The organism is Serinicoccus chungangensis (genome assembly GCF_001483745.1).
Lineage (GTDB): Bacteria > Actinomycetota > Actinomycetes > Actinomycetales > Dermatophilaceae > Ornithinicoccus > Ornithinicoccus chungangensis_A.
Genome location: NZ_LQBL01000027.1, coordinates 38,382 through 63,552, shown reverse-complemented (window position 1 = coordinate 63,552; position 25,171 = coordinate 38,382). Strand labels below are relative to the sequence as shown.

The 25,171-nt window shown below is 73.6% G+C and carries 21 protein-coding genes; 2 read left to right on the top strand and 19 right to left on the bottom strand.

Annotated features, from left to right (window positions below):
- The first annotated feature begins 4 nt into the window (after nucleotides 1-4).
- Together AVL62_RS07375 and AVL62_RS07370 are read left to right on the top strand one after the other, a co-directional pair.
- Nucleotides 5-652, top strand: coding sequence for a TIGR03085 family metal-binding protein (locus tag AVL62_RS07375; RefSeq protein WP_058891009.1), 648 nt, complete (start codon nucleotides 5-7; stop codon nucleotides 650-652).
- Between the two features lie 54 nt (nucleotides 653-706).
- On the top strand, nucleotides 707-1,864 hold the full coding sequence (locus AVL62_RS07370; RefSeq protein ID WP_058891008.1) for an FUSC family protein: 1,158 nt from the start codon (nucleotides 707-709) through the stop codon (nucleotides 1,862-1,864).
- A 59-nt stretch (nucleotides 1,865-1,923) separates the two neighbouring features.
- Here the strand turns inward: AVL62_RS07370 and AVL62_RS07365 are convergent, their stop codons facing one another.
- The 19 genes from AVL62_RS07365 to carB form a co-directional block, all read right to left on the bottom strand.
- Nucleotides 1,924-2,373, bottom strand: a complete 450-nt coding sequence (locus tag AVL62_RS07365) for a PH domain-containing protein (protein ID WP_058891007.1) — start codon at nucleotides 2,371-2,373, stop codon at nucleotides 1,924-1,926.
- Nucleotides 2,370-3,131, bottom strand: coding sequence for a nicotinamide riboside transporter PnuC (gene pnuC, locus AVL62_RS07360; protein ID WP_083518782.1), 762 nt, complete (start codon nucleotides 3,129-3,131; stop codon nucleotides 2,370-2,372). The genes AVL62_RS07365 and pnuC overlap by 4 nt, the downstream gene beginning before the upstream one ends.
- Before the next feature lie 15 nt (nucleotides 3,132-3,146).
- A complete protein-coding gene (gene rpe, locus AVL62_RS07355; protein ID WP_235585587.1) occupies nucleotides 3,147-3,842 on the bottom strand; it encodes a ribulose-phosphate 3-epimerase in 696 nt (231 codons plus the stop codon).
- 4 nt (nucleotides 3,843-3,846) lie between these two features.
- Nucleotides 3,847-5,352: an RsmB/NOP family class I SAM-dependent RNA methyltransferase gene (locus tag AVL62_RS07350; RefSeq protein ID WP_058891006.1), complete on the bottom strand. Its 1,506-nt coding sequence runs from the start codon at nucleotides 5,350-5,352 to the stop codon at nucleotides 3,847-3,849.
- A complete protein-coding gene (fmt, locus tag AVL62_RS07345; protein ID WP_058891005.1) occupies nucleotides 5,345-6,286 on the bottom strand; it encodes a methionyl-tRNA formyltransferase in 942 nt (313 codons plus the stop codon). Before fmt ends, AVL62_RS07350 begins: the two co-directional genes overlap by 8 nt.
- Nucleotides 6,287-6,293: 7 nt before the next feature.
- The gene (locus AVL62_RS07340; protein WP_058891004.1) at nucleotides 6,294-8,132 is read right to left on the bottom strand and encodes an ABC transporter ATP-binding protein; all 1,839 of its coding nucleotides are present in this window, start codon (nucleotides 8,130-8,132) and stop codon (nucleotides 6,294-6,296) included.
- Nucleotides 8,132-9,124, bottom strand: coding sequence for an ABC transporter permease (locus tag AVL62_RS07335; RefSeq protein WP_058891003.1), 993 nt, complete (start codon nucleotides 9,122-9,124; stop codon nucleotides 8,132-8,134). Before AVL62_RS07335 ends, AVL62_RS07340 begins: the two co-directional genes overlap by 1 nt.
- Before the next feature lie 64 nt (nucleotides 9,125-9,188).
- Nucleotides 9,189-10,721: an ABC transporter permease gene (locus AVL62_RS07330; RefSeq protein ID WP_058891002.1), complete on the bottom strand. Its 1,533-nt coding sequence runs from the start codon at nucleotides 10,719-10,721 to the stop codon at nucleotides 9,189-9,191.
- Between the two features lie 243 nt (nucleotides 10,722-10,964).
- A complete protein-coding gene (locus tag AVL62_RS07325; protein WP_083518781.1) occupies nucleotides 10,965-12,806 on the bottom strand; it encodes an ABC transporter substrate-binding protein in 1,842 nt (613 codons plus the stop codon).
- 264 nt (nucleotides 12,807-13,070) lie between these two features.
- On the bottom strand, nucleotides 13,071-15,221 hold the full coding sequence (locus tag AVL62_RS07320) for a hypothetical protein (RefSeq protein ID WP_083518780.1): 2,151 nt from the start codon (nucleotides 15,219-15,221) through the stop codon (nucleotides 13,071-13,073).
- A 16-nt stretch (nucleotides 15,222-15,237) separates the two neighbouring features.
- Nucleotides 15,238-16,452 (bottom strand): methionine adenosyltransferase, encoded by a 1,215-nt coding sequence (gene metK / locus AVL62_RS07315; protein WP_058891000.1) that lies wholly within the window; start codon nucleotides 16,450-16,452, stop codon nucleotides 15,238-15,240.
- A 130-nt stretch (nucleotides 16,453-16,582) separates the two neighbouring features.
- Nucleotides 16,583-17,821, bottom strand: coding sequence for a bifunctional phosphopantothenoylcysteine decarboxylase/phosphopantothenate--cysteine ligase CoaBC (coaBC, locus tag AVL62_RS07310; RefSeq protein ID WP_058890999.1), 1,239 nt, complete (start codon nucleotides 17,819-17,821; stop codon nucleotides 16,583-16,585).
- A gap of 35 nt (nucleotides 17,822-17,856) precedes the next feature.
- Nucleotides 17,857-18,126 carry a DNA-directed RNA polymerase subunit omega gene (gene rpoZ / locus AVL62_RS07305; RefSeq protein ID WP_058890998.1) on the bottom strand — a complete coding sequence of 90 codons (270 nt, stop codon included), beginning with the start codon at nucleotides 18,124-18,126 and terminating at the stop codon, nucleotides 17,857-17,859.
- 7 nt (nucleotides 18,127-18,133) lie between these two features.
- Nucleotides 18,134-18,685 carry a guanylate kinase gene (gene gmk, locus AVL62_RS07300; RefSeq protein ID WP_083518779.1) on the bottom strand — a complete coding sequence of 184 codons (552 nt, stop codon included), beginning with the start codon at nucleotides 18,683-18,685 and terminating at the stop codon, nucleotides 18,134-18,136.
- 47 nt (nucleotides 18,686-18,732) lie between these two features.
- Complete coding sequence (gene mihF / locus AVL62_RS07295; RefSeq protein WP_058890996.1) at nucleotides 18,733-19,050, bottom strand: integration host factor, actinobacterial type; 318 nt, start codon at nucleotides 19,048-19,050, stop codon at nucleotides 18,733-18,735.
- Nucleotides 19,051-19,199: 149 nt separating this feature from the next.
- Complete coding sequence (gene pyrF / locus AVL62_RS07290; protein ID WP_058890995.1) at nucleotides 19,200-20,069, bottom strand: orotidine-5'-phosphate decarboxylase; 870 nt, start codon at nucleotides 20,067-20,069, stop codon at nucleotides 19,200-19,202.
- Nucleotides 20,066-20,983 carry a hypothetical protein gene (locus tag AVL62_RS07285; protein WP_058890994.1) on the bottom strand — a complete coding sequence of 306 codons (918 nt, stop codon included), beginning with the start codon at nucleotides 20,981-20,983 and terminating at the stop codon, nucleotides 20,066-20,068. Before AVL62_RS07285 ends, pyrF begins: the two co-directional genes overlap by 4 nt.
- A complete protein-coding gene (locus tag AVL62_RS07280; protein WP_058890993.1) occupies nucleotides 20,970-21,764 on the bottom strand; it encodes a hypothetical protein in 795 nt (264 codons plus the stop codon). Before AVL62_RS07280 ends, AVL62_RS07285 begins: the two co-directional genes overlap by 14 nt.
- 10 nt (nucleotides 21,765-21,774) lie before the next feature.
- Entirely contained in the window at nucleotides 21,775-25,170 is a 3,396-nt protein-coding gene (carB, locus tag AVL62_RS07275) for a carbamoyl-phosphate synthase large subunit (RefSeq protein ID WP_058890992.1), read from the bottom strand.
- Nucleotide 25,171 lies beyond the last annotated feature (1 nt).

The window sequence follows — 25,171 nt, the reverse complement described above, 5'->3', positions numbered from 1 at the left end:
CGGTATGCCGCACACCCCTGACCTGCTGCGCGAGCGCGTCGCGACCACCGCCCTCCGGCTCGGACCGGACGCCCCCACGCTGTGCGACCCGTGGACCGTCCGGGACCTGCTCGCCCACCTCGTGGTCCGCGAGTCCCGGGTCGACGCCCTCCCCGGCGTCGGACTGCCCGTCCCGGCGCTGCAGCGGCATACCGAGAAGGTGCAGGACCGGGCCGCGCGCCGACCGTTCGAGGAGCTCGTGGACACCGTGCGAGGCGGGCCGGCGCCGTGGTGGCCGACCCGCCTGCCCGTCCTGGACCGCGCGGTCAACGTGGCCGAGCTGTGCATCCACCTCGAGGACATGGCCCGCGCCCAGCCCGGCTGGGAGCCCACCGCGCTGCCGGAGGGGACGGCCGAGCAGCTGTGGGCCACCCTGCGCACGACCGGCCGGATGCTCTACCGCTCGGCGTCGTGCGGCGTCGTCGCCGTGGCGCCCGGTCATGGGCGGGTGGCCCTGCGCCGTCCCCCCGAGGGCAGCGGCACCGTCGTCCTCACCGGTGCGCCGCTGGAGCTGCTGCTGCACGCCTTCGGCCGCGAGCGGGTCGCCCGGGTGGGGACAGAGGGCGAGGACCGCGACGTGCAGGCGCTGGCCGCGCACCGGCGCAGCGCCTGACCGCGCCCTCCGGCCGGTCCGGCACGTGACCGGGCGTTCGGCCACACTGGACCCATGACCAGCGCCCGCGACCACGCCCGCGCGGCCGGCCACGTCGTGTGGGACCCGCTGCGGGAGGAGATCAGCACCAGCGCCACCCGGACCCGGCTGCTCCGGCTCCGCGCTCGCGCGTGGCTCATCCTGCAGGCGGCGACCGGCGCCGTCCTGGCGTGGTTCATCGCCCACGACCTCCTGGGCCACGCCCTGCCCTTCTTCGCCCCGATCACCGCCATGATCTGCCTGGGGCTGACCTACGGCGACCGGGTCCGGCGGATCGCCGAGCTCACGGTGGGGGTGGCCATCGGGGTGGCCATCGGCGACGTCTTCGTGCACGCCTTCGGCACCGGCCTGTGGCAGATCTTCGCGGTCTGCGTGGTGGCCATGGGCCTCGCGGTCCTCGCCGGGGCGGGACAGCTGCTCATGATGCAGGCCGGGATCCAGGGGGTCATCATCACCACCCTGGTGGCCAGCGACGGCGAGGCGTTCAGCCGGTGGCTGGACGCGGCGGTGGGCGGGTCGGTGGCCCTGGTCATCGCCATGCTGGCCCCCATGCGCTCGACGACCAAGCGGCCGCGGGAGCGCATCATCGCGCTCGTGGGCCACCTCGCCGAGGTGCTCACCGACACCGCCCAGGCCCTGCGCAACCGGGACGAGGGGCGGGCCACGCAGGCGCTGGCGACCGCCCGTGGGCTGTCCTCCGAGCTGGTGGCCCTGCAGGACGCGACCGCGGAGGCGGCCGCGGCGGCCCGGCTGGCCCCGCTGCTGTCGGGGGTGCACCGCGCCGAGGTGCTCGAGATCAAGGCCCTCCTGCAGCCGCTGGACCTCGCCATCCGCAACGTGCGGGTGCTCGCGCGGCGCGCGGAGTCCGCCGTCGGCAACCACGAGTTCGTCCCGGACTCCTACACCGACATGGTCGAGGGGCTGGCCGAGGCCGCTGCGGTGCTGCAGGAGCAGCTCACCCGGCGGGAGCCCCTCGGTGCCGCCCAGGAGGACCTGGTGCACCTGGCCCGCCAGTCCACCTGGGGACACTCGCGAGCGGGGCTGTCCGCCGAGGTCCTCCGGGCGCAGGTGCGCTCGACCGTCGTCGACCTGCTGGTCCTGTCCGGGATGACGTTGCAGGAGGCGCGACGCCGGGTGCCGCCCACCCGCGACGAGATGGACCCGGCCGGGTAGGCGGGGCCCGGTGGCCCTGGTGCCCGAGGGGGCGCTGCGGGGACTCGGCCGCGCAGGGCTCAGCGGTGGTGGTGCTCCACCAGGGCCGCGAGGCGCGCGGCCTCCCGCTGCGCCCGCCGGCCGTCCGCGCGCTGGATCGCCATGACGGCCACCTCCTCGGTGTCGTCCAGCTCCAGCACCACCCACGGCGAGCCGCCGGAGAACCCGACGTGGACGACCTGCGCCCACTCCAGCTCACGCCGCTGCACGAGGTTGACGACGAGCAGACCGGTGCGGCTCGGCACCGCGCGGATGCGGGCATACCTCCACAGGAACGCGGCCATGGCCAGCCCGAAGCCGGCGATGGAGACCCGGTTGAGCACCGACATCGCCGTGGCGGAGTCGGTGTAGGACGGCCCCAGCAGGGCGATCCCGCCGAAGACGAGCAGCGAGGCGAGCGCGGCCACCCGCGCCACCCGCGCACCGGTGACCGGACGGAAGGGGGCGTAGGGGTCCCCCTGCCCGCTCACGGCCGCACCTCGCGAGCGCTGCGGGGGTCCGACGCGTCCTGCGCGTCGTCCGCGCCCTGCGGAGGCGCACCACCGGTCACGGCCGCCTGCGGCGCCTCGTCCCGCGCCGCCGCCCGCCAGACCACGAAGCCCCAGAGGACGAGGCCGCCGTAGACGGCGTACATGACGGCGGAGGGGTAGTAGCCGGAGTGCCACAGCAGGGGCACGCCGACGAGGTCGACCGCGATCCACACCAGCCAGAAGTCGACCCAGCCGCGAGCCATGGCGTAGGTCGCCAGCATCGACCCGACGAAGATCCAGGCGTCGGTCCAGTAGTACCAGCGGGGCGCCGGCCAGCCCGCGCCCACCTGCGCGAAGACCCCCTGGGCCAGGACGACGAGCAGCGCCGCCCCCACGAGGTATGCCGTCCGCTCGCCCCGCGTGGCCCAGCGCGGGGTGATGGCCGGGGCACCCTTGGCGCGGCCCCGGCGGGAGCGCTGCCAGCGCCACCACCCGTAGACGCTGGTCGCGATGAAGAAGACCTGTCGCGCGGCCTGGCCGAACAGGCTGTGCTCCTGGGGGTTGGCGAACCAGACGCCCATGAAGACCGTGAAGAGCAGCAGGTTGCCCACGATGCCGACCGGCCAGGCCCACACGGTGCGGCGCATCCCGAGGACGGCCGAGGCGAAGCCGAAGCCGTTGCCGACCACCTCGCGCCAGGCGACGCTCTGGCCGAAGACCGTGAGCTCGGCGTAGAAGAGGTCGTTCCAGATGTCCACGGTCAGCGGCCCCCGTCAACCACAGAGGTGGCTCCGGGCGCGGTCCCGCAGGTCGGCGATCGCCGCAGGCACGTCGTCGGCGCCGTAGACGGCCGAGCCGGCCACGAAGACGTCGGCGCCCGCCTCGACGCAGCGCCCGATGGTGTCGGCGGACACGCCCCCGTCGACCTGCACCCAGATCTCGCTCCCCCGGCCCCGGACGGCCTCCCGCACGGCGCTGACCTTGGCGAGCTGGTCGTCCATGAAGGACTGCCCGCCGAAGCCGGGCTCCACGGTCATGACGAGCACCATGTCCACCTCGTCCAGCAGGTCCTCGTAGGGCGCGAACGGGGTGTCGGGCTTGATCGCGAGGGCAGCCCGGGCGCCGGCGGCCCGGATGGACCGCGCGGTCGCCACCGGGTCCTGGGCGGCCTCCACGTGGAAGGTGACCGACCCCGCGCCGGCCTCGGCGTAGCCCGCCGCCCAGCGGTCCGGGTCCTCGATCATGAGGTGGCAGTCCAGCGGGACCGGGCTCACCCGCGCGAGCGACTCCACCACCGGGAGGCCCAGGGTGAGGTTGGGCACGAAGTGGTTGTCCATGACGTCGACGTGCGCCCAGTCGGCGCTCTCGATCCGCTCCAGCTCGGTCGCGAGGTGGGCGAAGTCGGAGGCGAGGATCGAGGGGCTGATCCGGGGCGTGAGGGGCAAGCCGGGCGAGGAGGTCGAGGGCACGGGGTCAGCCTAACGAGCGCCCGGGCAGGGCCAGCAGGGCCACGAACATCCCGTCGGTGCCGTGCAGGTGCGGCCACAGCTGGGCCCACGGGCCCGGGCCCAGGTCGGTGAGCGGCGTGCCGGACCGGTCGCGCAGCAGGGGCCGCACGTCGAGCGGTTCCACCCCCGGGTGCCGCTTGAGGACGTCCCGCACGACGAGCTCGGTCTCGGCCAGGTGCGGCGAGCAGGTGGCGTAGGCCACCAGGCCGCCGGGGCGGGTGGCCCGCAGCGCGGAGTCCAGGAGCGCGCGCTGCAGCGGCCCCAGGGTGGTGAGGTCCTGGGGGCTGCGACGCCAGCGCGCCTCCGGGCGTCGGCGCAGCGCTCCCAGCCCGGTGCACGGGGCGTCGACGAGGACCCGGTCGTAGGTCTGCGGCTGTGCCGCCCCGACCTCCCGGCCGTCCCCGACGGTGACGTCCACCCGGGCTCCCCCGTGGACCGGTCCGACGAGGGTATGCCGCACCAGCTCGGCCCGGTGCTCGCTCACCTCGTTGGCCCGCAGCGACGCCCCCGCACCGGCGGCGAGGGCAGCGAGCAGCCCCGCCTTGCCACCAGGCCCGGCGCACAGGTCGAGCCACCGCTCGTCGGGGCCGTCCAGCGGCGCGGAGGCCAGGGCGAGCGTGAGGAGCTGGGAACCGGCGTCCTGCACCGCGGCCCGGCCCTCCCGGACCGCCGCGAGCGCGCCGGGGTCGCCCTGCGGCAGCACCCAGGCCGTCGGGGCGGCCGGGGACGGCGTGGCGCCTGCGTCCTCGAGCTCCTGCTCGGCACCGAGACCGGGGCGGGCCACCAGGGTGAGCGGACCGGGGGTGTTGTGGGCGGCCAGCAGCGATGCCAGCTCCTCCTGCGCCGGGTCCGGGCCGCGCGAGGAGACCAGTCCGGCCCGGAGGGCACGGACGACCCACTCGGGGTGCGAGTGCTCGAGGGCCAGCCGCGTCGTCGGGTCGCCCACCGGCGCGACGACCTGGGCCACCCAGGCCTCCCGGTCCTGCTCGCTCACCCGGCGCAGCACGGCGTTGACGAACCCGGCGGCGCCCTGGCCGACCTCCTGACGGGCCAGCGCCACGGTGGCGCTGACGGCTGCGTGGCCGGGCACCCGCATCCCCAGCAGCTGGTGCACGCCGAGCCGCAGGACGGTCCGCACGGGACTGTCGATCTCGGCGGCAGGCCGGCTCGCGGCGACCCCGACGACCGCGTCGTAGAGCCCCTGCAGCCGCAGGCTTCCGTAGGTCAGCTCGGTGGCGAAGGCCGCGTCGCGGCCCTTCAGCCCGGCCGACCGCAGGGCCCCGGGCAGGACGAGGTTGGCGAAGGCCTCCTCGGTGTCGACCTGGAGCAGCACGCGGTAGGCGACGGCGCGCGCGGGGTCCGCCTGCCGGGCGCGCTGCGCAGGGGTCTGCGCCGACCGGCGGCGTGGGCCCCGCCGCTGCCCGGTGCCACCCGGGCGGTCGCCGCCTGGTCGTCTGCGCGGCTCAGGCATCGAAGGTCGCTCCCGGCTGCAGCCGCGCGCCGCGCGCCCAGTCGGTGGCCGGCATGGCCCGCTTCCCCGGTGCCTGCACGTCGCCGAGGCGTACCGGGGAGCTCCCGGTGCCGACGAGCACGTCGCGACGCCGCACGTCGACCTGCCCCGGCCCCAGCACCGGCACGGACGGCTCGGCGTCGTCGACGGGGGTCACCGGGCCGAGCTTGACCCGGTCCGCACCCAGGACGGTCCAGGCCCCGGGCTCGGGGGTGCAGGAACGCACCAGACGGTCGACCGCGAACGCCGGCAGCCTCCAGGGCACCCGTGCGTCCTCCACCTCGACCTTGGGGGCGAGGCTCACGCCTTCGGCCGGCTGAGGGACCGGCTGGACGGCCCCCTCCTCCAGGGCGTCCAGGGTCGACACGAGCAGGTGCGCTCCCGCCTCGGCGAGCCGGCCGAGCAGGTCCCCCGCGGTGTCCCGCGGGCGCACCGTCTCGGTGAGCCGGCCGAGCACCGGCCCGGTGTCCAGACCCTCCTCCAGCCGGAAGGTCACCGCGCCGCTGACGTCGTCACCGGCGCGCAGCGCGTGCTGCACCGGGGCCGCGCCCCGCCACGCGGGCAGGAGCGAGAAGTGCAGGTTGACCCAGCCGTGCCGGGGCAGCGTCAGCAGGGCGGGCGGCACCAGCAGGCCGTAGGCCACGACCGGGCACGCCTCGGGGGCCCAGTGCCGCAGCTGCTCCTCGACCTCGGGGCCGCGCAACGAGCGGGGGGTCGCGACGGGTATGCCCGCCTCGTCGGCCACCTCGCGCACCGGGGAGGGCCGCAGCCCCCGCCCGCGGCCGGCCGGGGCGTCCGGCCGGGTGAGGACACCGACGACGTCGTGGTGCGAGCCCAGGACGGCGCGCAGGCTCGGGACGGCGGCCGCCGGGGTCCCGGCGAAGACGACGCGCACCGGGGGGTCAGCGGCCCGTCGGGCCGTCGGTGCCGTCGACGTCCTCGGTGTCGACGACCTCGGCCTGCGTCGACTGGTGGAACTCCTCGCCGTCGACCTTGAGCTCGACGATCTCCTCGCCCTGCTCGCGCAGCAGCTCGTGCCGCTCGCGGCGACGCCGGCCCTGCTCGAGGGGGTCCGGCACCGGGGCGGCGGCGATGAGCCGCTGGGTGTAGTCCTCCTGAGGGTTCTCCATGATCTGCTGCCGCGGCCCGGCCTCGACGACCCGGCCGTTCTGGAGCACCACCACCTTGTGCGCCAGCAGGTCGATGACGGCGAGGTCGTGGCTGATGAACAGGCAGGCGAAGCCGAACTGCTCCTGCAGGTCGGAGAAGATCTTGAGCACCCGGGCCTGCACCGACACGTCGAGCGCCGAGGTCGGCTCGTCGGCCACCAGCAGCTCGGGGTCCAGGGTGAGGGCGCGGGCCACCGAGATGCGCTGCCGCTGGCCACCGGACACCTCGTGCGGGTAACGGTTGTAGACCTCCCGCGGCAGCTGCACGGCGTCGAGCAGCTCGTAGACCTTCTGCTGGCGGGACTTGCGGTCCCCGACCTTGTGCACGACCAGCGGCTCGGCGATGCACTCCCCGATGGGCAGCCGCGGGTTCAGCGAGGCCGCCGGGTCCTGGAAGATGACCCCGATCCGCTTGCGCAGGGGCTTGAGGTCGCGCCGCTTCATCCCGGTGATGTTCTGGCCCAGCAGCTGGAACTCCCCCGAGGCTGCCGGGATGAGGCCCAGGGCGCAGCGCCCGATGGTGCTCTTGCCGGATCCGGACTCGCCGACGAGCCCGACGATCTCCCCCTGACGCACGTCGAAGCTCACGTCGTCGACCGCTCGGAAGGGTGCCTTGCCGAGCCGTTGGTACTCGATGACGAGGTTCTTCAGCTCGATGGCCAGGGGTGCCTCGGCGTCGACCTCCTCCTTGACGCTGATGCCCATCTGGCCCCGGCCGTGCCCCATCCGGGGCACCGAGCCGAGGAGCATCCTGGTGTAGTCGTGGTTCGGGTGCAGCAGCACCTCCTCCACGGTTCCGCGCTCGACGATCTCACCCTTGAACATCACGGCCACCCGGTCGGCCATGTCGGCGACCACGCCCATGTTGTGGGTGATGAGCAGGATGCCGGTGTTGAGCTTGTCCTTGAGCGAGCGGAGCAGGTCGAGGATGTCGGCCTGCACGGTGACGTCCAGGGCCGTGGTCGGCTCGTCGGCGATGATGACCTTGGGGTCACAGCTGATGGCGATGGCGATGACCACGCGCTGCCGCTGCCCGCCGGAGAGCTCGTGCGGGTACTTCTTCATCTGCCGCTCGGGCTCGGGGATGCCGACCATGCCGAGCAGCTCGACGGCCCGGCGCCAGGCCGAGGCGCCACGGGCCACGCCGTGCAGCTCCATGGACTCCACCATCTGCGTGCCGATGGTCAGGACCGGGTTGAGCGCCGTCATCGGCTCCTGGAAGACCATGGCGACATCGTTGCCGCGCAGGCGGCGCATGCTCGACTCCTTGAGCCGGCCCACCTCCTTGCCCGCGACGTCCACCTGGCCACCGATGGTGGCGTTGCGCGGCAGCAGCCGCATCGCCGTCATCGAGGTGACCGACTTGCCCGATCCGGACTCGCCGACGAGGGCCACGACCTCGCCGGGGCGCACCTTGAGGTCGACGCCCTTGACCGCGTGCACGCTGCCGAACTCGGTCTTGAAGCGCACGTCGACGTCGCTGAAGCCGAGGACCACCTCCTCGTCACCGGTGGGGGTGCCGGAGCCGGTGTAGATCGGCTGTCCGGAGTCGCTCTGCGTCGTCGTGGTCATCAGTCGGCCGTCCTGTTCTGGCGGGGGTCGAAGGCGTCGCGCAGCCCGTCACCGAGGAAGTTCACCGACAGCGCGATCGCGAGGATCATGAGGCCGGGCCACCAGAACAGCCATGGTCGGGTGAGGAAGGCGTTCTGGTAGGTCGAGATGAGCAGCCCCAGGGAGGTGTCCGGCGCCTGCACCCCGTAGCCGAGGAAGGACAGCGCGGACTCCAGCAGGATGGTCATGGCGATGGCGAGCGTGGCGGCCACGATGATGGTCCCGATGGTGTTAGGCAGGATGTGCTTGAAGATGATGCGCCCCGGGCCGGTGCCGATGGCCTCGGCCGCGGTGACGAACTCGCGCTCGCGCAGCGAGAGGACCTCGCCGCGCACGAGACGGGCCAGACTGGTCCAGGTGAGCAGGCTGAGCATGAGGGCGAGCCACCAGATGCCCTCAGCCATCTTGCCGACGACCGCGGCCAGGACCAGCAGCGGGATGATGATGAACAGGTCGGTGACCCGCATGAGGATGGCCTCGACCCAGCCGCGGTAGAAGCCGGCGATGGCCCCGATGAAGGTGCCGATGATGGTCGACAGGAGGCCCACGGTGAAGGCCACGATGAGCGAGCGCTGGGTGCCGCGCATGGTGAGGGCGAAGTAGTCCTTGCCGATGGTGTCCTGCCCGAACGGGTGCTCCCCGATCTGGAAGGGCCAGAGCTGCAGGGTGGGCCGCCCCCCGTCCACGGTGGCACCGGCGTCGTAGAACGTCTTGTTCCACCAGTTCGGGATGATCCCGTAGCCGATCGAGGTGAACGCCATGACCGTGATGAAGACCAGCACGAAGAGGGACACCATGGCGCCCTTGTGCCGGAAGAACCGGCGCACGACCAGCTGGCCCTGGGAGTAGGACTTCTGGCTGAGGTCGATCTGCTTCTCGACCGAGTAGGCCTGCTCGACCGGACCCGCCACCGGGGTGGGGTCAGGCTCGTCCGGGCGGTGGTTGTCGGTCATCGAACGATCCTCAGGTCGGTGGGAAGGGTCGGGAGGGCCGCCACTGCGGGAGGCCTGGCGGGGCTCACCGCCGGATCCGTGGGTCGAGCGAGGCGTAGGCGATGTCGGCCAGCATGTTCATCATGACCGCGGCACCTCCTGCGACGAGGTAGTAGGCCATGACCGGGTTGGGATCGACGGTGTCGAGGCCGAGCCGGAACATCGCGCCGAGCCCCCGCCAGCCGAAGATCGTCTCGGTGATGACCGCGCCCCCCAGCAGCGAGGCGAAGTCGAAGGCCACGATCGTCGTGATGGGGATGAGCGCGTTGCGCAGGGCGTGCTTGGTGAAGACCACCCGGTCCGAGAGGCCCTTGGACCGCGCGGTGCGGATGTAGTCCTGGTTGATCGTCTCCAGCATGGACCCACGCGTGTAGCGGCTGTAGGAGGCGATGGAGATGAGGGTGAGGACGATGGTCGGGAGCACCAGCTGGACCCCCCAGTTGAAGATGCCCTCCCAGAAGTCTCCGGTGAACCGCTCCGGGATGATGCGGTTCTCGCCGATGGTGCTGACCGGACGGTTGCCCGCGAGCTCGAGGAAGCCGGCCCAGCCCCGGAGCAGGCGGTCCATGAAGACGAGGAAGGCCATCCCGATCGCGGTGCCGACGCTGACGACCATGGCGGTGCGTCGCTCGTAGCCGCCCATGACCCAGCCGACGGCGAGCCCCACCAGCACCGTGACACCGAGCAGGGCGAACACGACCCACCAGTTGGCCGGGTCCTCGAGGATGGGGCCGGTGACGACGTAGGACACCAGCCCCAGGCCGATGGTGACGAGCCCGGCATACAGGATCTTGCGGTTCGACAGGCCGACGGTCATGACGAGCATGAAGCCGAGGGCCCCCAGCGCCCCCACAAGGATGAGCGGGAGCCCGAGCGCCGGCTGCACCCACCAGGTGACCTGGTCGAAGGCGAAGACGAGTCCGAACACCACGGCGAAGGTCACCAGCCCGGTCACCAGCTGCCGTCGCAGGCTCCCCCCGAGCACCGACGCCAGGGCGAGGGCGAACACCAGGGCGACGACGGCGGTCGCTGTGGTGGACACCGTTGGGTCCGCGATCCAGTTGTTGAACCGGATGGCGCCGAAGTCCTTGAGCAGCACCGCGGCCCAGAACACCGGGAGGGAGTAGAAGAGGAAGGCACCGAAGGTGATGGCGTAGTCGAAGCCGGAGTACTGCCGGATCGCGGACAGCACGCCCAGCGCCACCCCGATGAAGATGGCGAGGAAGGTCGCGACGGTCACCAGCCGCAGGCTGGCCCCGGCCGAGGAGAGCAGCAGGGCGTTGACGTCGGACCCGTCCCGTGTGGTGCCCAGGTCGCACTGCAGCACGAAGCACTTGCTCACCCCGGTCAGCCAGCCGAGGTAGCGCTGCCACCACGGCAGGTCCAGGCCCATGTTGTCGATCCGGGCCTGCATGAGCTGCTCACGGTTCTCGGCCCGGGACTCGCGCAGGTCCTGTAGCGGGTCGGCCGAGTTGATCGTGAGGACGTACATCAGCACGGAGCCCAGGAACAGGATCAGCGTCGAGATCGCGATCCTGCGGAGGATGAATGGGAGCACGGGTTCGAACCTTTGCGGTGAGGGTCCACGGCGGTGTGACTGACTGCCCGCAGACTCTAACCCCTGACGCTGGGTGCGGGTGACGTCGACCTGCGGCGCGTGTCGCGCCATGGGTCGCCGTGCTGCAGCACGTCGAGGGCGAGGGAGGGAGGACATGCCAGGGGCGGGAGGGCACGTGGCCCTCCCGCCCCTCAGCGTGGCGGTCGACGGTATGAGGTGGTGCTCACCGTGACCTCAGGTGACTCAGTTGGCGCGGACCCACTGGTCGGCGTTCCAGGAGACACCGGTCTGGACCGAGGTCGGCCGGACGTTCTCCAGCGTGCTGTCGTAGCCGACGATGCCCGGGTGGGTGAACAGCGGGATGCCGTACAGGTCGTCCCACAGGGCCTTCTCGATGATCTTCAGCTGCTCCATGTGGACCTCGGGGTCGACCGAGCTGGCCAGGGTGTCCCAGGCGGCGTCGACCTCCTCGTTGGAGAAGCCGCCGAAGTTCTGCGACCCACCGGTGGAGTAGATCGGCTCGCCCGAGGCGATCTGGCCCGAGCCGGCCCAGGCGAACAGCGCGACCTCCCAGTCACCCGACTCCAGCGTGCCGCCGGCCTCGAAGAAGTCCGGGTTGCCGGCGTCGACGATGTTGAAGCCGGCCTCGTCGCACGAGGACTTGATCTGCGCCACCTGCTCGGTGCGGCGCTGGTTGGGCGCCGAGTAGCCGATGCGGACCTCGGGGTTGTCCAGGCCGGCCTCCTCGAGCTTGGCCGAGGCACCCTCGATGTCGACCTCGTCGTAACGGCCGTCGTAGGCCGCGTCCACGAGCTCCTGGTAGTCCTCCTGGAACGGGAAGCGCTCACGGGCGTTGAGCACCTGGGCGTCCTCCGCGATCGGGGCGATGAGGTTGTCGATGATGTTCTGCCGCGGGACGCACATGGCGAACGCCTCACGGGCGGCCAGGCCACCGTTCTCGTCGCTGAAGACCGAGCTCTCGGCGAAGTTGAAGTCCAGGTGCTCCCAGGTCATCTGCTGGTTGTCCTCGACCGCGACCATGTCGCCCATGCCCTCGAGCTGCTGGCGGGTGTCCACCGTGGCCTGCGGCTCGATGACGTTGATGTCGCCGTTCTGCAGGGCCTGGACATGCGTCTCCGGGGCGGCGAACTTGAAGACCAGGTTGCCGGTCGCCGGCGCCGGGCCGAAGAAGTTCTCGTTGGGGACCAGGGCGAGCTGGTTGCCGCTCTCCCAGGCCGCACCCTCGAGGGTGTACGGGCCCGAGGAGGGCACCAGCGCCTCGTCCTCGACCTGGTAGTTCGGGAACAGCCAGCCGGTGTTCCAGAACTCGGACACCTGGGACACGGTCTCGGCGTCACCGTCGAGGATGGCCTGCGCGAGCTCGTCCGGCTCCAGCCCGCCCTGCTCCGCCGCGACGTGGGCCGGGAGTGGCGGGACCACAGCAATCTCCCAGTCCGGGTAGGGCTCGGGGTAGACGACCGTGAACTCCTTGGAGCCGACCTCGGTCTCCAGACCGTCGGTCGCGTAGGTGGACCACGTGGAGACCGGGTCGAAGCCGAGCTCCTCGGCACCGCCCATGGACTCGGGGTTGGTCGACGCCCAGGAGAGCAGGAAGTCGTTGGAGGTGATGGGCGTGCCGTCGGACCACACCGCGTCGTCGGAGATGGTGTACTCGACGGTCAGCGGGTCCTCGGAGGTCCGCTCGTAGGAGCCGAACCACTCGTTGGGGTAGATCGTGCCGTCGGTGCCCCAGTACCAGAAGCCGGACTGCAGCTGGTTGTTGACCACCGCGTTGTAGGTCGAGTTCGTCGCCGCGGTGTCGCCGTTGTAGGCGTTGTACTCCTCGGCGCCGCTGGAGAAGGACACCGAGTCGTCGTTGGTGGTGATGTCGCCCAGGTCGGCGCGGGCGGTGTCGGCCTCCTCGCCGCCCATGTCACCGGAGTCCTCCGAGCCGTCACCGGCGTCGCCGGTGTCCTCGGACATGTCCTCCTCGCCGCCGCCCTCGGCCGCGGTGTCGTTGTCCTCCGACCCGGAGTCGGACGTGCAGCCGGCCAGCGCCAGGGCACCGGCGGCCACGACGGCCATGGTCGCGCGCCTGATCTTCAATGTTCCTCCTAGTGAATGGGCGTCTCGCGGTACGGACCGTGGTGGTCCACCGCATGCTCTGATGACGCACCGGGGGGTTGCAGATGCAACTTAGGCACGCGTCCGCGCCCGACGCCACTACCGTGCCCACACGGTGACGCGATCGTTACCCTTTTGAGACTTCCGTAGGACTGACGCTGCGTCAAGCGCGTGGGCTGGTGACGCAGGGCCTGCCAGCCCCTCGTCCGCCGTCCCGCATGCGGTTCAGGCTCCGTCGTCCGGGTCGATCCGGAGACGGACGACGTCCCGGGTCTTGCGGGCGCTGCGGTCGGCCCGCACCGACCGGACCGCCTCGGGGGCCCGCCCCTGACCCTGGCTGAGCGTGGCCCTGACCTGCGGGGCCTGGCCTGCGCCCGGATCCGCGGCCGTGGTGTCGGTCGTGGGCAGGGTGCCGAGCAGCTGCATCCCGGCGGCGACCAGGGCCCGGGCCGCCTGGTCGACGGCCCCGGCCGGTCCGGTGACCTCCACGTGCCGGACGAGCGGCGGCAGCCCCAGCTCGGCGCGGTCGGACAGCTCCCGGGCGGCCAGCCAGGCCGGGTCCCAGCGCACCAGCGCCTCGACGGCCGGGACCGAACCGTGCGGCGGGACGCCGCACAGGACGACGCCGACCTCCCGCCGGTGCCCCGGCGCGCCGGTCACCGGCCGGGCCAGGGCCGCCGCACCGCACCAGCGGCGCAGCGCCTCCTGGGCGGCGTCCAGGGAGGGCCGCTCGAGCAGCCGCCACCCGTCGAGGAGCACCACGGCGCCGTAGCCGCCGGCGCACCAGGGCTCGGCCCCGGGGGTGGCCACGACGAGGGCCGGGGTGTCACCGACCTCGTCCACGACGTGCTCGCCCCCCGAGGACACCACCCGGATGCCCGGGAAGGCGCGCCCCAGCTCCTCGGCCGTGCGCCGCTCCCCCACCCCGGTGGTGCGCCGGCGCAGCGAGCCGCACTCCTCGCACGGGTGCTCGGGGGCCAGCTCGGTCCCGCACCACCGGCAGGACGCCGGAGCGCGGCGGTGCCCGGCCCCCACCGGCCCGTGGCAGACGCCGCACCGCAGCCGCGTCCGGCAGTCCTGGCAGGCCAGCCCGAGGACATACCCCTGCCGGGGGACCTGGACGAGGACGGGCCCCCGCTCGAGCCCGGCGCGCAGCGCACGCACCGCGACACCGGGCAGCCGCGCCGTCCGCGCAGCGGCGTCCCGCTCCTCCTGGTGCCCCTCCCCGGCCACCACCACCCGCGGTGCGTGCTCCCGCAGGCGTTCGTGCCCGGCGGTCACCGGCGCGAGCATCCCCTCCTGGACCCACCGTTGCACGACGACGCTGCGGGTGAACCCGCCTAGCAGCAGACCTGCTCCCGCGGAACGGGCGCGCACCCGCAGGACCTCGCGGGTGTGCGGGTAGGGGGCACGGGGCTCCTGGTGCAGGTCGTCGGCCTCGTCCCAGCACACGACCAGCCCCAGCCGCCGCACCGGGGCGAAGGCGGAGGCCCGGGTGCCGACGACCACCGTGGCGTGCCCGCGCAGCACCCGGAGGAAGGCGGCATACCTCGCCTCCGGGCCGAGGTCCGCCGTGAGGCGCACGACCTGGTCCGGGCCGACGGCCTCCTCCACCGCCCCCAGCACGCGGTCGACGTCACGACGGTCGGGGACGACGACCAGGGCACCTCGCCCGCCCAGGACGGTCTGGCGCACCGCCGCGGCGACCGCCCGTGGCCAGTCGTGCGCGGGCTCCTCCCCCGGCAGCGCGAGCCACGACGCCGCCGGAGCCTGCCCCGCGCGCAGGCGGCGCAGCAGCGCCGGTCCGGCGGGGTAGGCCTCCCATCCCTGCTCTGGTGACGGGCTCGTCGCCGCGGGGTCGGGTGCGGGATGATCCGCCGGGTCAGGGTCGGACGCGCCGGGGTCGGGCGTGCGCCCGTCCGGCTCCGCCTCCGGGGCGACCGACCGCTCGGCCCGCGCGTGCCGGGGCGGGACCGCGAGGCGCACGGTGTCGGCCAGGGTGCCGCCGTAGTGGTCGGCGACCGCGCGGGCCGCGGCGAGCACCCCGGGGGTGAGGACCGGCTCCGGGCTGACGACCGTGCGGAGCGGGGCCAGCCGGCCGGGGTGCTCGGCCGTCGCGGTCCGGGTGAGGAGGTAGCCGTCGTGGTCCCGACCGGCGAAGCGCACCCGGACCCGGACCCCCGGGCGGGCGCTCTGCGCCAGCTCGGCGGGGACGGCGTACTCGAACGGCCGGTCGAGGTGGGCCAGCGGGGTGTCCACGAGCACGGTGGCGACCGGGTCCTCCGCCGCCAGGGGCACGTCGGAGGCGGGGGTGCGGGCCCGGCGGCGCGGGGTGGCCGCCGGGGGCGCGGGGACCAGCTCGAGCTGCTCGCTCATCGCCCCCTCCTGCGACTCAGACCGCGGAGCGCAGCGCGTCCACCCGGTCCAGGCGCTCCCAGGTGAAGCCGTCCGTGAGCCCGGGGGCCTGGGTCCGGCCGAAGTGGCCGTAGGCCGCGGTGGGACGGTAGATGGGGCGCAGCAGGTCGAGCTGGTCGACCAGCGCCGCGGGACGCAGGTCGAAGACCTGCGTGACCGCCTGCTGGATCGCCTCGACGGGCACGGTCTCGGTGCCGAAGGTCTCGACGTAGAGGCCGACCGGGTGGGGGTATCCGATGGCGTAGGCCACCTGGATCTCGCACCGGCGGGCCAGGCCGGCGGCCACGACGTTCTTGGCGACCCAGCGCATGGCGTAGGCGGCGCTGCGGTCGACCTTGGACGGGTCCTTGCCCGAGAAGGCCCCGCCCCCGTGCCGGGCCATCCCGCCGTAGGTGTCGACGATGACCTTGCGCCCGGTCAGCCCGGCGTCGCCCATGGGGCCACCGATGGTGAAGACCCCCGTGGGGTTGACGAGCATGCGGTATCCGTCGGTCTTGAGCTCCACCCCCGCCTCGTGGGCCTGCTCCAGCACCGGGGTGATGACCCGCTCGCGGATGTCCGGGGTGAGCTGGTCGGCGAGGTCGATGCCCGCGGCGTGCTGGGTGGACAGCACCACGGTGTCCAGCCGGACGGCGGTGTCGCCGTCGTAGGCGATGGTGACCTGGGTCTTGCCGTCCGGGCGCAGGTAGTCCAGCTCACCGCTCTTGCGCACCGCGGCCAGCTGCTCCGCCAGGCGGTGGGCCAGGAAGGCCGGGAGGGGCATGAGCTCGGGGGTGTCGTCGCAGGCGTAGCCGAACATCAGGCCCTGGTCCCCGGCGCCCTGCTGGTCGAACGGGTCGGCGTCGGCCGCCCCCCGGCTCAGCACCGCGTCGTCGACGCCGGTGGCGATGTCGATGGACTGGTCGCCGATGGAGATCTCCACCCCGCAGGTCCGGCCGTCGAAGCCCTTGTGGGAGTTGTCATAGCCGATGTCGAGGATGGTCTGCCGCACGAGCTGAGCGATGTTGGCGTAGCCCTGGGTCCGGACCTCCCCCGCCACGTGCACGAGCCCCGTCGTCACCATGGTCTCCACCGCGACGCGGGACTGCGGGTCCTGGGCGAGCAGGTCGTCGAGGATCGCGTCGCTGATCTGGTCGCAGATCTTGTCGGGGTGGCCCTCGGTCACGGACTCCGAGGTGAACAGGCGGATCATGCACGACTCCTTCGGGGCAGCGGCTGCTGACTGAACGCCGGTGAGTCTACGGGTCGGCCCGGACACACCCGGCACGGTCCGCAGCGGCGCTCCCTGCGGGTCCCCGGTCGCCCGGACCTGCCCGGGGACGCTAGCTCAGCGAGGAGGCGACGCGGTCCCATATCGCCCGGGCGACCAGCGTCTTGGTGGCCGGTCCGACGGTCTCGACCTCGTCCTGCCCGGGTTGCAGCAGGTGGACCGTGGTGTCGTCGCGGCCGAACGTCCTGTCGGTGCCGACCTCGTTGGCGACCAGCAGGTCGCAGCCCTTGCGCTCCAGCTTGGTCCGCGCCAGGGAGAGGACGTCGCCCGTGGCGTCACCGGTCTCGGCGGCGAACCCGACGAGGTAGGGGCGGCGCCCGCCACCGCGGGCCCGCACCAGGCCGGCGAGGACGTCGGGGTTGCGGACGAGCTCGATGGTCGGTGCCGTCTCGTCGTCCGGACCGTGCGTCTTCTTGATCTTGGCCTCGGCGTAGTCCGCGGGCCGGAAGTCGGCGACAGCGGCCGCCATGACGACGGCGTCGACGCCCCCGCCCTCGACGAGGGACCCGACCTGCTCCTGCAGCTCCAGCGCGGTGCCCACCTCGAGGAGGTCGCAGCCGTCGGGGACGGCGAGGGAGACGTTGGCGCTGACCAGGCTGACCCGGGCTCCCCGGGCCGCGGCCTCGGCCGCGACCGCGTAGCCCTGCTTGCCCGAGGACCGGTTGCCGAGGAAGCGCACGGGGTCCAGCGGCTCGCGGGTCCCCCCGGCGGTCACGACGACGTGGCGACCCTCCAGGTCACGCTGCACGTGCGCGGCCGGGGCCCGCTCCCCCACGGCCTCCAGCGCCGCGGCGACGATCTCCTCGGGCTCCGGGAGCCGGCCGGGGCCGGTGTCGGCGCCGGTGAGCCGGCCCGAGGCCGGGTCCACGACGCGCACCCCCCGGGACCGCAGCGTCTCGACGTTGGCGGCCGTGGCCGGGTGCAGCCACATCTCGGTGTGCATGGCCGGGGCCAGCACGACGGGGCAGCGTGCGGTGAGCAGCGTGGAGGTGAGCAGGTCGTCGGCCAGCCCGTGGGCGGCCCGCGCCACCAGGTCGGCGGTCGCCGGCGCCACGAGCACCAGGTCGGCCTGCTGGCCGAGCCGCACGTGCGGCACCTGCGGCACGTCGTCCCAGACCTCGCTGGAGACGGGTCGTCCGCTGAGGGCCTCCCAGGTGGGGGCGCCGACGAAGCGCAGCGCGGAGGCGGTCGGCACGACGGTGACCTCGTGCCCGGCCTCGGTCAGCAGCCGGAGCACCGAGCACGCCTTGTAGGCGGCGATGCCCCCCGCGACGCCCAGGACCACACGCATACCGGTGCCGTCGCTCCTCGCCCGCCGGGTCCTGCTCAGCTCTCCGGGGAGCTGGTGTGCAGCTTGCCCTGGTCGATCTCGTGCAGGGCGATCGACAGCGGCTTGTCGGTGGCCTCGGCCTCGACGAGGGGGCCGACGTACTCCAGCAGGCCCTCGCTCAGCTGGGAGTAGTAGGCGTTGATCTGCCGGGCGCGCTTCGCGGCGTAGATGACGAGGGCGTACTTGCTGTCGGCGCGCTGCAGCAGGCTGTCGATGGGCGGGTTGGTGATGCCGTCCGGGTGGGCGATGGTGCCGGTTCCACTCACGTTCGTCTCAGTCCTTAGCTCGGGGGTCAACCATCAATGATACGAGTTCCTCGGCGGCCCGGGCGACATCGTCGTTGACGATGGTCACGTCGAACTCCTGGGCCGCCGCCAGCTCGGTCCGCGCGGTGCTCAGCCGGGCCGTGCGTTCCGCCTCCGTCTCGGTCCCCCGGCCCACGAGCCGCTGGACCAGCTCCTCCCAGCTCGGCGGGGCCAGGAAGACGAACAACGCCTCCGGCATGGCCTGCCGCACCTGCCGCGCTCCCTGCAGGTCGATCTCCAGGAGCGCCGGCCGACCCTGCGCGAGCGCCTGGTCCACCGGTCCCCGCGGGGTGCCGTAGCGGGCGCGTCCGTGCACCGTGGCCGACTCCAGCAGCTGCCCGGAGGCCTGCAGCCGGTCGAACTCGCGGTCGTCGACGAAGAAGTAGTGCGTGCCCTCGACCTCGCCGGGCCGGGGCGGGCGGGTGGTCGCCGACACCGAGAGCCACACCGCCGGGTGGTGCTCCCGGACGTAGCTGGCCACGGTGCCCTTGCCCACCGCCGTGGGGCCGGCCAGCACCACCAGGCGTCGCTTCGTGCCGGGGCTCGCCCCGGGCTCGGCCGCGGTGCTCAGCGGCCGCTGAAGTGGTCGAGCAGGTGGTGCACCTGGTTGGCGCCCAGCCCTCGGACACGCCGGCTCTCGGAGATGCCGATCTCCTCCATGAGCTGCCGCGCGCGCACCCGGCCCACGCCGGGCATGGACTCCAGCAGGGCCGAGACCTTCATCTTGCCGATGACGTCGTTCTCCTTGCCCTCGGCGATGACGTCCTTGAGGGAGCCCTGGGAGTTCTTCAGGCGGTTCTTGACGGCTGCACGCTCACGACGGGCGGCAGCAGCCTTGGCCAGCGCGTCGGCGCGTTGCTCCGGCGTCAGCTCGGGAAGGGCCACGGTCCTACTCCTTGTCATCCAGTGCCAGGGAACCCTGGTGCCGACGAACATAGCGACCCTCCGCCCGCCGTGCCAACCCGCGGCACCCGGCACCGCGCAGGAGCGGGCCGCCGGGGCGGTCCGGTCGGCCGCCCCGCTCGCTCGCGGCCTCAGTCGCGGCCCAGCGCCGTGGCCAACCGTTCGGCCCAGCGCCCGACCTCGGCCTCCACGCCTGCCGGACCCGCGCCCAGCACCGCCCGCGACACGGGCACCAGCACCCGTCCCCGGACGGCGGCGAAGGACCGGGCGACGTCGTGCTCGTCCGCCCCCTGCGCACCCACCCCCGGGGCGAGGACGGGCGCGAGGGCCTCGGCCAGCCCCAGCTGCTCGTCCGCGAGGTCGACCGTCGCACCGACGACGACGCCGATGTCCCCGCACGGCTCCTGGCCGCGGTTGTCGTGGCCGACACCGGCCAGGACCCGGGCGGCGACGCTGGGCCGCCCCACGGACTGGACCTGGGCCGCCTCAGGATTCGACGTGCGCACGAGCACGAAGGCACCGCGGCCGGCGTCGCGGGCCAGGTCCACGGCGGGCCGCAGTGCCTCGTAGCCGAGGTAGGGGCTCAGGGTCAGCGCGTCCGCGGACAGCGGGGCGCCCGGTCCGAGGTAGGCCTGCGCGTAGCCCTGCATCGTGCTGCCGATGTCACCCCGCTTGGCGTCGAGGATGGTGAGCAGACCTCGTCGCCGCGCCTGCCCCAGCAGCTCCTCCAGGACCGCGACGCCCGCCGACCCGTGGCGCTCGAAGAAGGCGGACTGCGGCTTCACCGCGGCGCACCGGCCGGTGGCCGCGGCCAGGACGATCGCGCAGAACTCGCGCAGGCCGTCCGGGGAGTCGGGCAGCCCCCAGGCGTCGAGCAGCTCGCGGTGGGGGTCGATCCCCACGCACAGGGGGCCGTGCTCGGCGAGGGCCCGGTGCAGGCGCAGACCGAACCTCTCCGGGGTCGCGGGCGGGGGGTGCTCGCCGTCGTCCACGTGGGTCATCCGCTCTCCTCGGGGTGGGTGTCGGTGATGCTGGCGGTCGGGGTCTCGCGGCCGGTGGGCAGGTCGGTACCCGTTCGCGGGTCGGTGCCCGTTCGCGGGTCGGTGCCGGTTCGCGGGTCGGTGCCGGTGGGCGTGCCCAGGCCGTCCAGCACGGCCCAGAGCACGGTCGGGTCCGCCCAGAGCGCGGACCCCAGCTGGACGGCCTGCGCCCCCTCGCGGAGGGCGGCCCGCGCCGAGGAGACGTCGTGGACCCCGCCGGCGGCGACGACCGGCACCGCCGGCCAGCGCTGCTCGGCGGCGGCCCGGGCCAGGGTCCGGACGCCCGAGCGGGACAACGCCGCCGTCGAGGCCCCGGACCACCAGCGTCCCGGGCCGAGCGGGACCGCCCCGCACACCACCACGGCGCCCGCTCCTCCGGCGACCGCCGCACGGGCGCAGCCCACGAGGTCGGGGTGGAGGGCCGACAGCCGGGCCAGCAGCAGCAGGTCGCGCGGCGTCTCCTCGCGGACCCGGGCCAGGACCCGGAGGCAGTGCTGGTCGTCGGCACCCCGGAGGTCGACCTCGACGGCGGCGACCGCGTCGCCCTCCAGCCCGCGGCACAGGCGACCGGCCAGCGTGGCCGGCTCCCCCGGGGTGGTGCCCCGCACCGCGACGAGCGCGCGCAGGTCGCGGGTGGCGCACCACCGCAGCCGGTCCACGGCCTCCACCAGGTCGAGGCCGGGTGCCTCGTCGTGCTCGACACCACCGGGGCCGGTGCCGTGCACGGCGGCGGCGCCCCGTCCGCCACGGCCCCCGACGACCGGGCCGACGGGCACGGCCACCCCGTCGAGCGGACCGAAGCGCAGCAGCCCCCGCGGGTCGTCCACCGCCCCGGGCGCGATCCACACCCCGGGCAGACCGTCACCGCGACGCATCGAGCACCTGCTCCCCCGGCACCACGGGCCCCTCCAGGCAGGGTCGCAGCGACCGTCCCCCGGCGTCGCGGTCCACCTCGAGGTCGCACTGGCCGCACAGCCCCGTGCCGCACAGCAGCGGCTCGGCGAGGTCGAGCGCGCTCACCCGCGCGGGCCGCCCGGCCGCCACCGCGGCCTGCGCGACCCGGCGGACCGACACCCGCGGCCCGGCGGCGTAGACCACGCCGATGCGCGACTCGAGCTCGAGCACCGTCGTCGCCACCCGGCCCAGCTCCTGCTCCGTGGTCAGCCGGACGCTGGCGGCCAGCCGGCGCAGGGAGGCCACCTCGAAGTGCTCGTCCGGGTCGTCCGCGGACAGCACGACGTGCACCGTGCACCCCCGGGCCCGCAGCCGCGCCACCAGCCAGCGCAGCGGCACCGTCGACCCCCCGTGCCCCACGACCAGCGCCGGGACCGCGTCCGTCGGGACGCCGAACCCCCGTCCGAGGGGGCCGACGAGGCGCAGGCGGTGGCCGAGGTCCCAGCCGTCGCCCACCGGGACGGCGACCTCGACCACGGTCCCGTGGACGGGGTCGACCGAGACGTCGGCCAGCCAGTGCAGGCCGGGCAGGGCGTCCCCGCGGCCCGGGTCACCGGGCACCACGAGGAACTGCCCGGGCCGCGCCGCCGCCCAGTCCGGCCCGGCGGGGACCGACAGGCTCACGACGTCGAAGGCCCCCGCCGGCCGGGTCAGGGTGACCACGCCCGTGCGGACCGGGCCGGCGGGCCCGTCGCCGGTCATCGCCCCCCGCTCACCGCTCCGCCGGGAGACCGAAGAGGTCCAGCTGCGCCGCGTGCTCCTGCAGGGGCGCCACCGACAGCGGCCCGGACCGCATCGCCTCGATGCCGAGGACGGCCACCGCGAGCTGCTGGACGGTGGTGATGATCGGCTTGTCCAGCGAGGTCGTGGCGGCACGGATGGCATACCCGTCCGCGCGCGCGTCCCGCCCCGAGGGCGTGTTGATGACCATGTCCACCTCGCCGGCGCTGATCCGGTCCACGACCGTGCGCACCGAGCCGTCCGCGCGCGCCTCGCTGTGCTTGTGCACCACCTCGGCCGGTATGCCGTTGCGCCGCAGCACGTCGGCCGTCCCCTCCGTGGCCAGCACCGAGAACCCGAGGTCGACCAGGCGCTTGACCGGGAAGATCATCGAGCGCTTGTCCCGGTTGGCCACCGAGACAAAGACCGTGCCGCCGGTGGGCAGGCTCGAGCCGGCCCGCAGCTGGCTCTTGGCGAAGGCCGAGCCGAAGGAGGCGTCGATGCCCATCACCTCGCCGGTGGAGCGCATCTCCGGGCCGAGGATGGAGTCGATGGCCTCCCCCGTCTGGGTGCGGAAGCGCCGGAAGGGCAGGATCGCCTCCTTGACCGAGAACGGTGCGTGCCCCGGCAGCGACCCGCCGTCGACGCCGGTCGGCAGCACCCCCTCGGCCCGCAGCTCCTCGATGGTCGTGCCCAGCATGACCCGGGCCGCGGCCTGGGCGAGCGGCACCCCCGTGGCCTTGGCGACGAAGGGCACCGTGCGGCTGGCCCGCGGGTTGGCCTCCAGCACGTAGAGGACGTCCTGGCTGAGCGCGAACTGCACGTTGATGAGACCGCGCACGCCGATCGCCTCGGCCAGGGCCCGGGTGGCGGTCCGGACGGCCTCCAGCTCGGAGCGGCCGAGCGTGAACGGCGGCAGCACGCAGGCGGAGTCGCCGGAGTGGATGCCGGCCTCCTCGATGTGCTCCATGATCCCGCCGACGTAGAGGTCGCTCCCGTCGTAGACCGCGTCCACGTCGATCTCGACGGCGGTGTCGAGGAAGCGGTCGATGAGGACGGGGTGGGCGACCTCCTCGCCGGTGACCGCCGTGGCCCGGGCGACGTAGCCGGCCAGCGACTCCTCGTCGTAGACGATCTGCATACCCCGGCCCCCGAGGACGTAGGAGGGGCGCACGAGCACCGGGAACCCGATCTCCCGGGCGACCTCCAGCGCGTCGTCGACGGAGTATGCCGTGCCGTGGCGTGGGGCGCTCAGCCCGGTCTGCGCCAGCACCCGGCCGAAGGCGCCACGGTCCTCGGCGAGGTGGATCGCCTCCGGCGAGGTGCCGACGATGGGCACCCCCTCGGCCTTCAGGGCGGCGGCCAACCCCAGAGGCGTCTGCCCGCCCAGCTGCACCACGACACCGGCCACGGGGCCGGCCTGCCGCTCCGCCTGGACGACCTCGAGGACGTCCTCGAGGGTGAGCGGCTCGAAGTACAGCCGGCTCGAGGTGTCGTAGTCCGTCGACACCGTCTCGGGGTTGCAGTTGACCATGACCGTGTCGAAGCCGTGCTCCTGGAGCGTGAGCGAGGCGTGCACGCAGGAGTAGTCGAACTCGATGCCCTGCCCGATCCGGTTCGGTCCCGAGCCCAGGATGATGACGGCGGGCCGCTCCCGCGGCGCGACCTCGGTCTCCTCGTCGTAGGAGGAGTAGTGGTAGGGGGTGGTCGCCTCGAACTCCCCGGCGCAGGTGTCCACGGTCTTGTAGACCGGCCGCACCCCCAGGGCCTGGCGCACCCCGCGCACGACGTCCTCGCGCAGCCCGGTGAGCTGGGCGAGCTGGGCGTCGGAGAAGCCGTGCCGCTTGGCCAGCCGCAGCAGCTCCGGGGTCAGCTGACCCGCGGTCGCCGACCGCGCCTGGGCCCGCACCCGCTCGGCGATGTCGTTGATGGCCGCGATCTGGTCGAGGAACCACGGGTCGATGCCGGTGGCCTCGTGCGCCTCCTCGACGGTGGCACCGCCGTGCAGCGCCTGCTGCACCAGCACCAGCCGGCCGTCCGTGGGGGTGGCCGCCTGCCGCAGCAGCGCCAGCGCCATCTCCCGGGTGGGCGTCTCGTCCTCGCGCCAGTGGAAGCTCGTGTGCCGCGCCTCGGTCGAGCGCAGCGCCTTCTGCAGCGCCTCGGTGAAGCTGCGCCCGAGAGCCATCGCCTCGCCGACCGACTTCATCGTCGTGGTGAGGGTGGGGTCGGCGAGCGGGAACTTCTCGAAGGCGAACCGCGGCACCTTGACGACGACGTAGTCCAGGCTGGGCTCGAAGGCCGCAGAGTAGAACGACCCCTCGCCGGAGGCGGACCGGGGGGAGCCCGGGGGGCGGAGCCCCCCGGGGGTCGTGATGTCGTTGGGGACCTCGTCCAGGGTGTAGCCCAGCGCCATCTTGGCCGCGATCTTGGCGATGGGGAAGCCGGTCGCCTTGGAGGCGAGCGCCGAGGACCGGGAGACGCGGGGGTTCATCTCGATGACGATGATGCGCCCGTCCTGCGGGTTGACCGCGAACTGGATGTTGCACCCGCCGGTGTCGACGCCGACCTCGCGGATCACGGCGATGCCGATGTCGCGCAGCCGCTGGTACTCGCGGTCGGTCAGGGTCATCGCCGGGGCGACCGTGATCGAGTCACCGGTGTGCACGCCCATGGGGTCGAGGTTCTCGATCGAGCAGACCACGACGACGTTGTCGGCGCGGTCGCGCATGACCTCGAGCTCGTACTCCTTCCACCCCAGGATGGACTCCTCCAGCAGCACCTCGGTGGTAGGGCTGTCCTGCAGGCCTGCTCCGGCGATGCGCCGCAGGCTCACCTCGTCGAAGGCGAAGCCGGAGCCCAGGCCGCCCATGGTGAAGGAGGGACGCACGACCACGGGGTAGCCCAGGTCGTCGGCGGCGGCGAGCACCTCGTCCATGGTGTGGCAGATCGCCGACCGGGCCGACTCGGCGCCGCAGCGCTCGACGACACCCTTGAACGCCTGGCGGTCCTCCCCCAGCTGGATCGCCTCGACGTTGGCGCCGATGAGCGGGGCACCGAGGCGCTCGAGCGCACCGGACTCGTGCAGGGCGATGGCGGTGTTGAGCGCCGTCTGCCCGCCGAGGGTGGCCAGCACGGCGTCCGGGCGCTCCCGCTCGATGATGGACTCCACGATCTCCGGCGTGATGGGCTCGACGTAGGTCGCGTCGGCCACCCCGGGGTCCGTCATGATGGTCGCCGGGTTGGAGTTGACGAGGACGACCCGCACCCCCTCCTCGCGCAGCACACGGCACGCCTGGGTGCCGGAGTAGTCGAACTCGGCCGCCTGGCCGATGACGATCGGGCCGGACCCGATCACCAGCACGCTGCTGATGTCGTCACGCTTGGGCACG

Excerpts from the sequence above, each read along its gene's own strand:
- AVL62_RS07375 (WP_058891009.1), top strand. The coding sequence starts at position 5 with ATGCCGCACACCCCTGACCTGCTGCGCGAGCGCGTCGCGACCACCGCC.
- AVL62_RS07370 (WP_058891008.1), top strand. The coding sequence starts at position 707 with ATGACCAGCGCCCGCGACCACGCCCGCGCGGCCGGCCACGTCGTGTGG.
- AVL62_RS07350 (WP_058891006.1), bottom strand. The coding sequence starts at position 5,352 with ATGCCTGAGCCGCGCAGACGACCAGGCGGCGACCGCCCGGGTGGCACC.
- AVL62_RS07340 (WP_058891004.1), bottom strand. The coding sequence starts at position 8,132 with ATGACCACGACGACGCAGAGCGACTCCGGACAGCCGATCTACACCGGC.
- AVL62_RS07335 (WP_058891003.1), bottom strand. The coding sequence starts at position 9,124 with ATGACCGACAACCACCGCCCGGACGAGCCTGACCCCACCCCGGTGGCG.
- AVL62_RS07325 (WP_083518781.1), bottom strand. The coding sequence starts at position 12,806 with ATGGCCGTCGTGGCCGCCGGTGCCCTGGCGCTGGCCGGCTGCACGTCC.
- AVL62_RS07320 (WP_083518780.1), bottom strand. The coding sequence starts at position 15,221 with ATGAGCGAGCAGCTCGAGCTGGTCCCCGCGCCCCCGGCGGCCACCCCG.
- metK (WP_058891000.1), bottom strand. The coding sequence starts at position 16,452 with ATGATCCGCCTGTTCACCTCGGAGTCCGTGACCGAGGGCCACCCCGAC.
- coaBC (WP_058890999.1), bottom strand. The coding sequence starts at position 17,821 with ATGCGTGTGGTCCTGGGCGTCGCGGGGGGCATCGCCGCCTACAAGGCG.
- pyrF (WP_058890995.1), bottom strand. The coding sequence starts at position 20,069 with ATGACCCACGTGGACGACGGCGAGCACCCCCCGCCCGCGACCCCGGAG.
- AVL62_RS07285 (WP_058890994.1), bottom strand. The coding sequence starts at position 20,983 with ATGCGTCGCGGTGACGGTCTGCCCGGGGTGTGGATCGCGCCCGGGGCG.
- AVL62_RS07280 (WP_058890993.1), bottom strand. The coding sequence starts at position 21,764 with ATGACCGGCGACGGGCCCGCCGGCCCGGTCCGCACGGGCGTGGTCACC.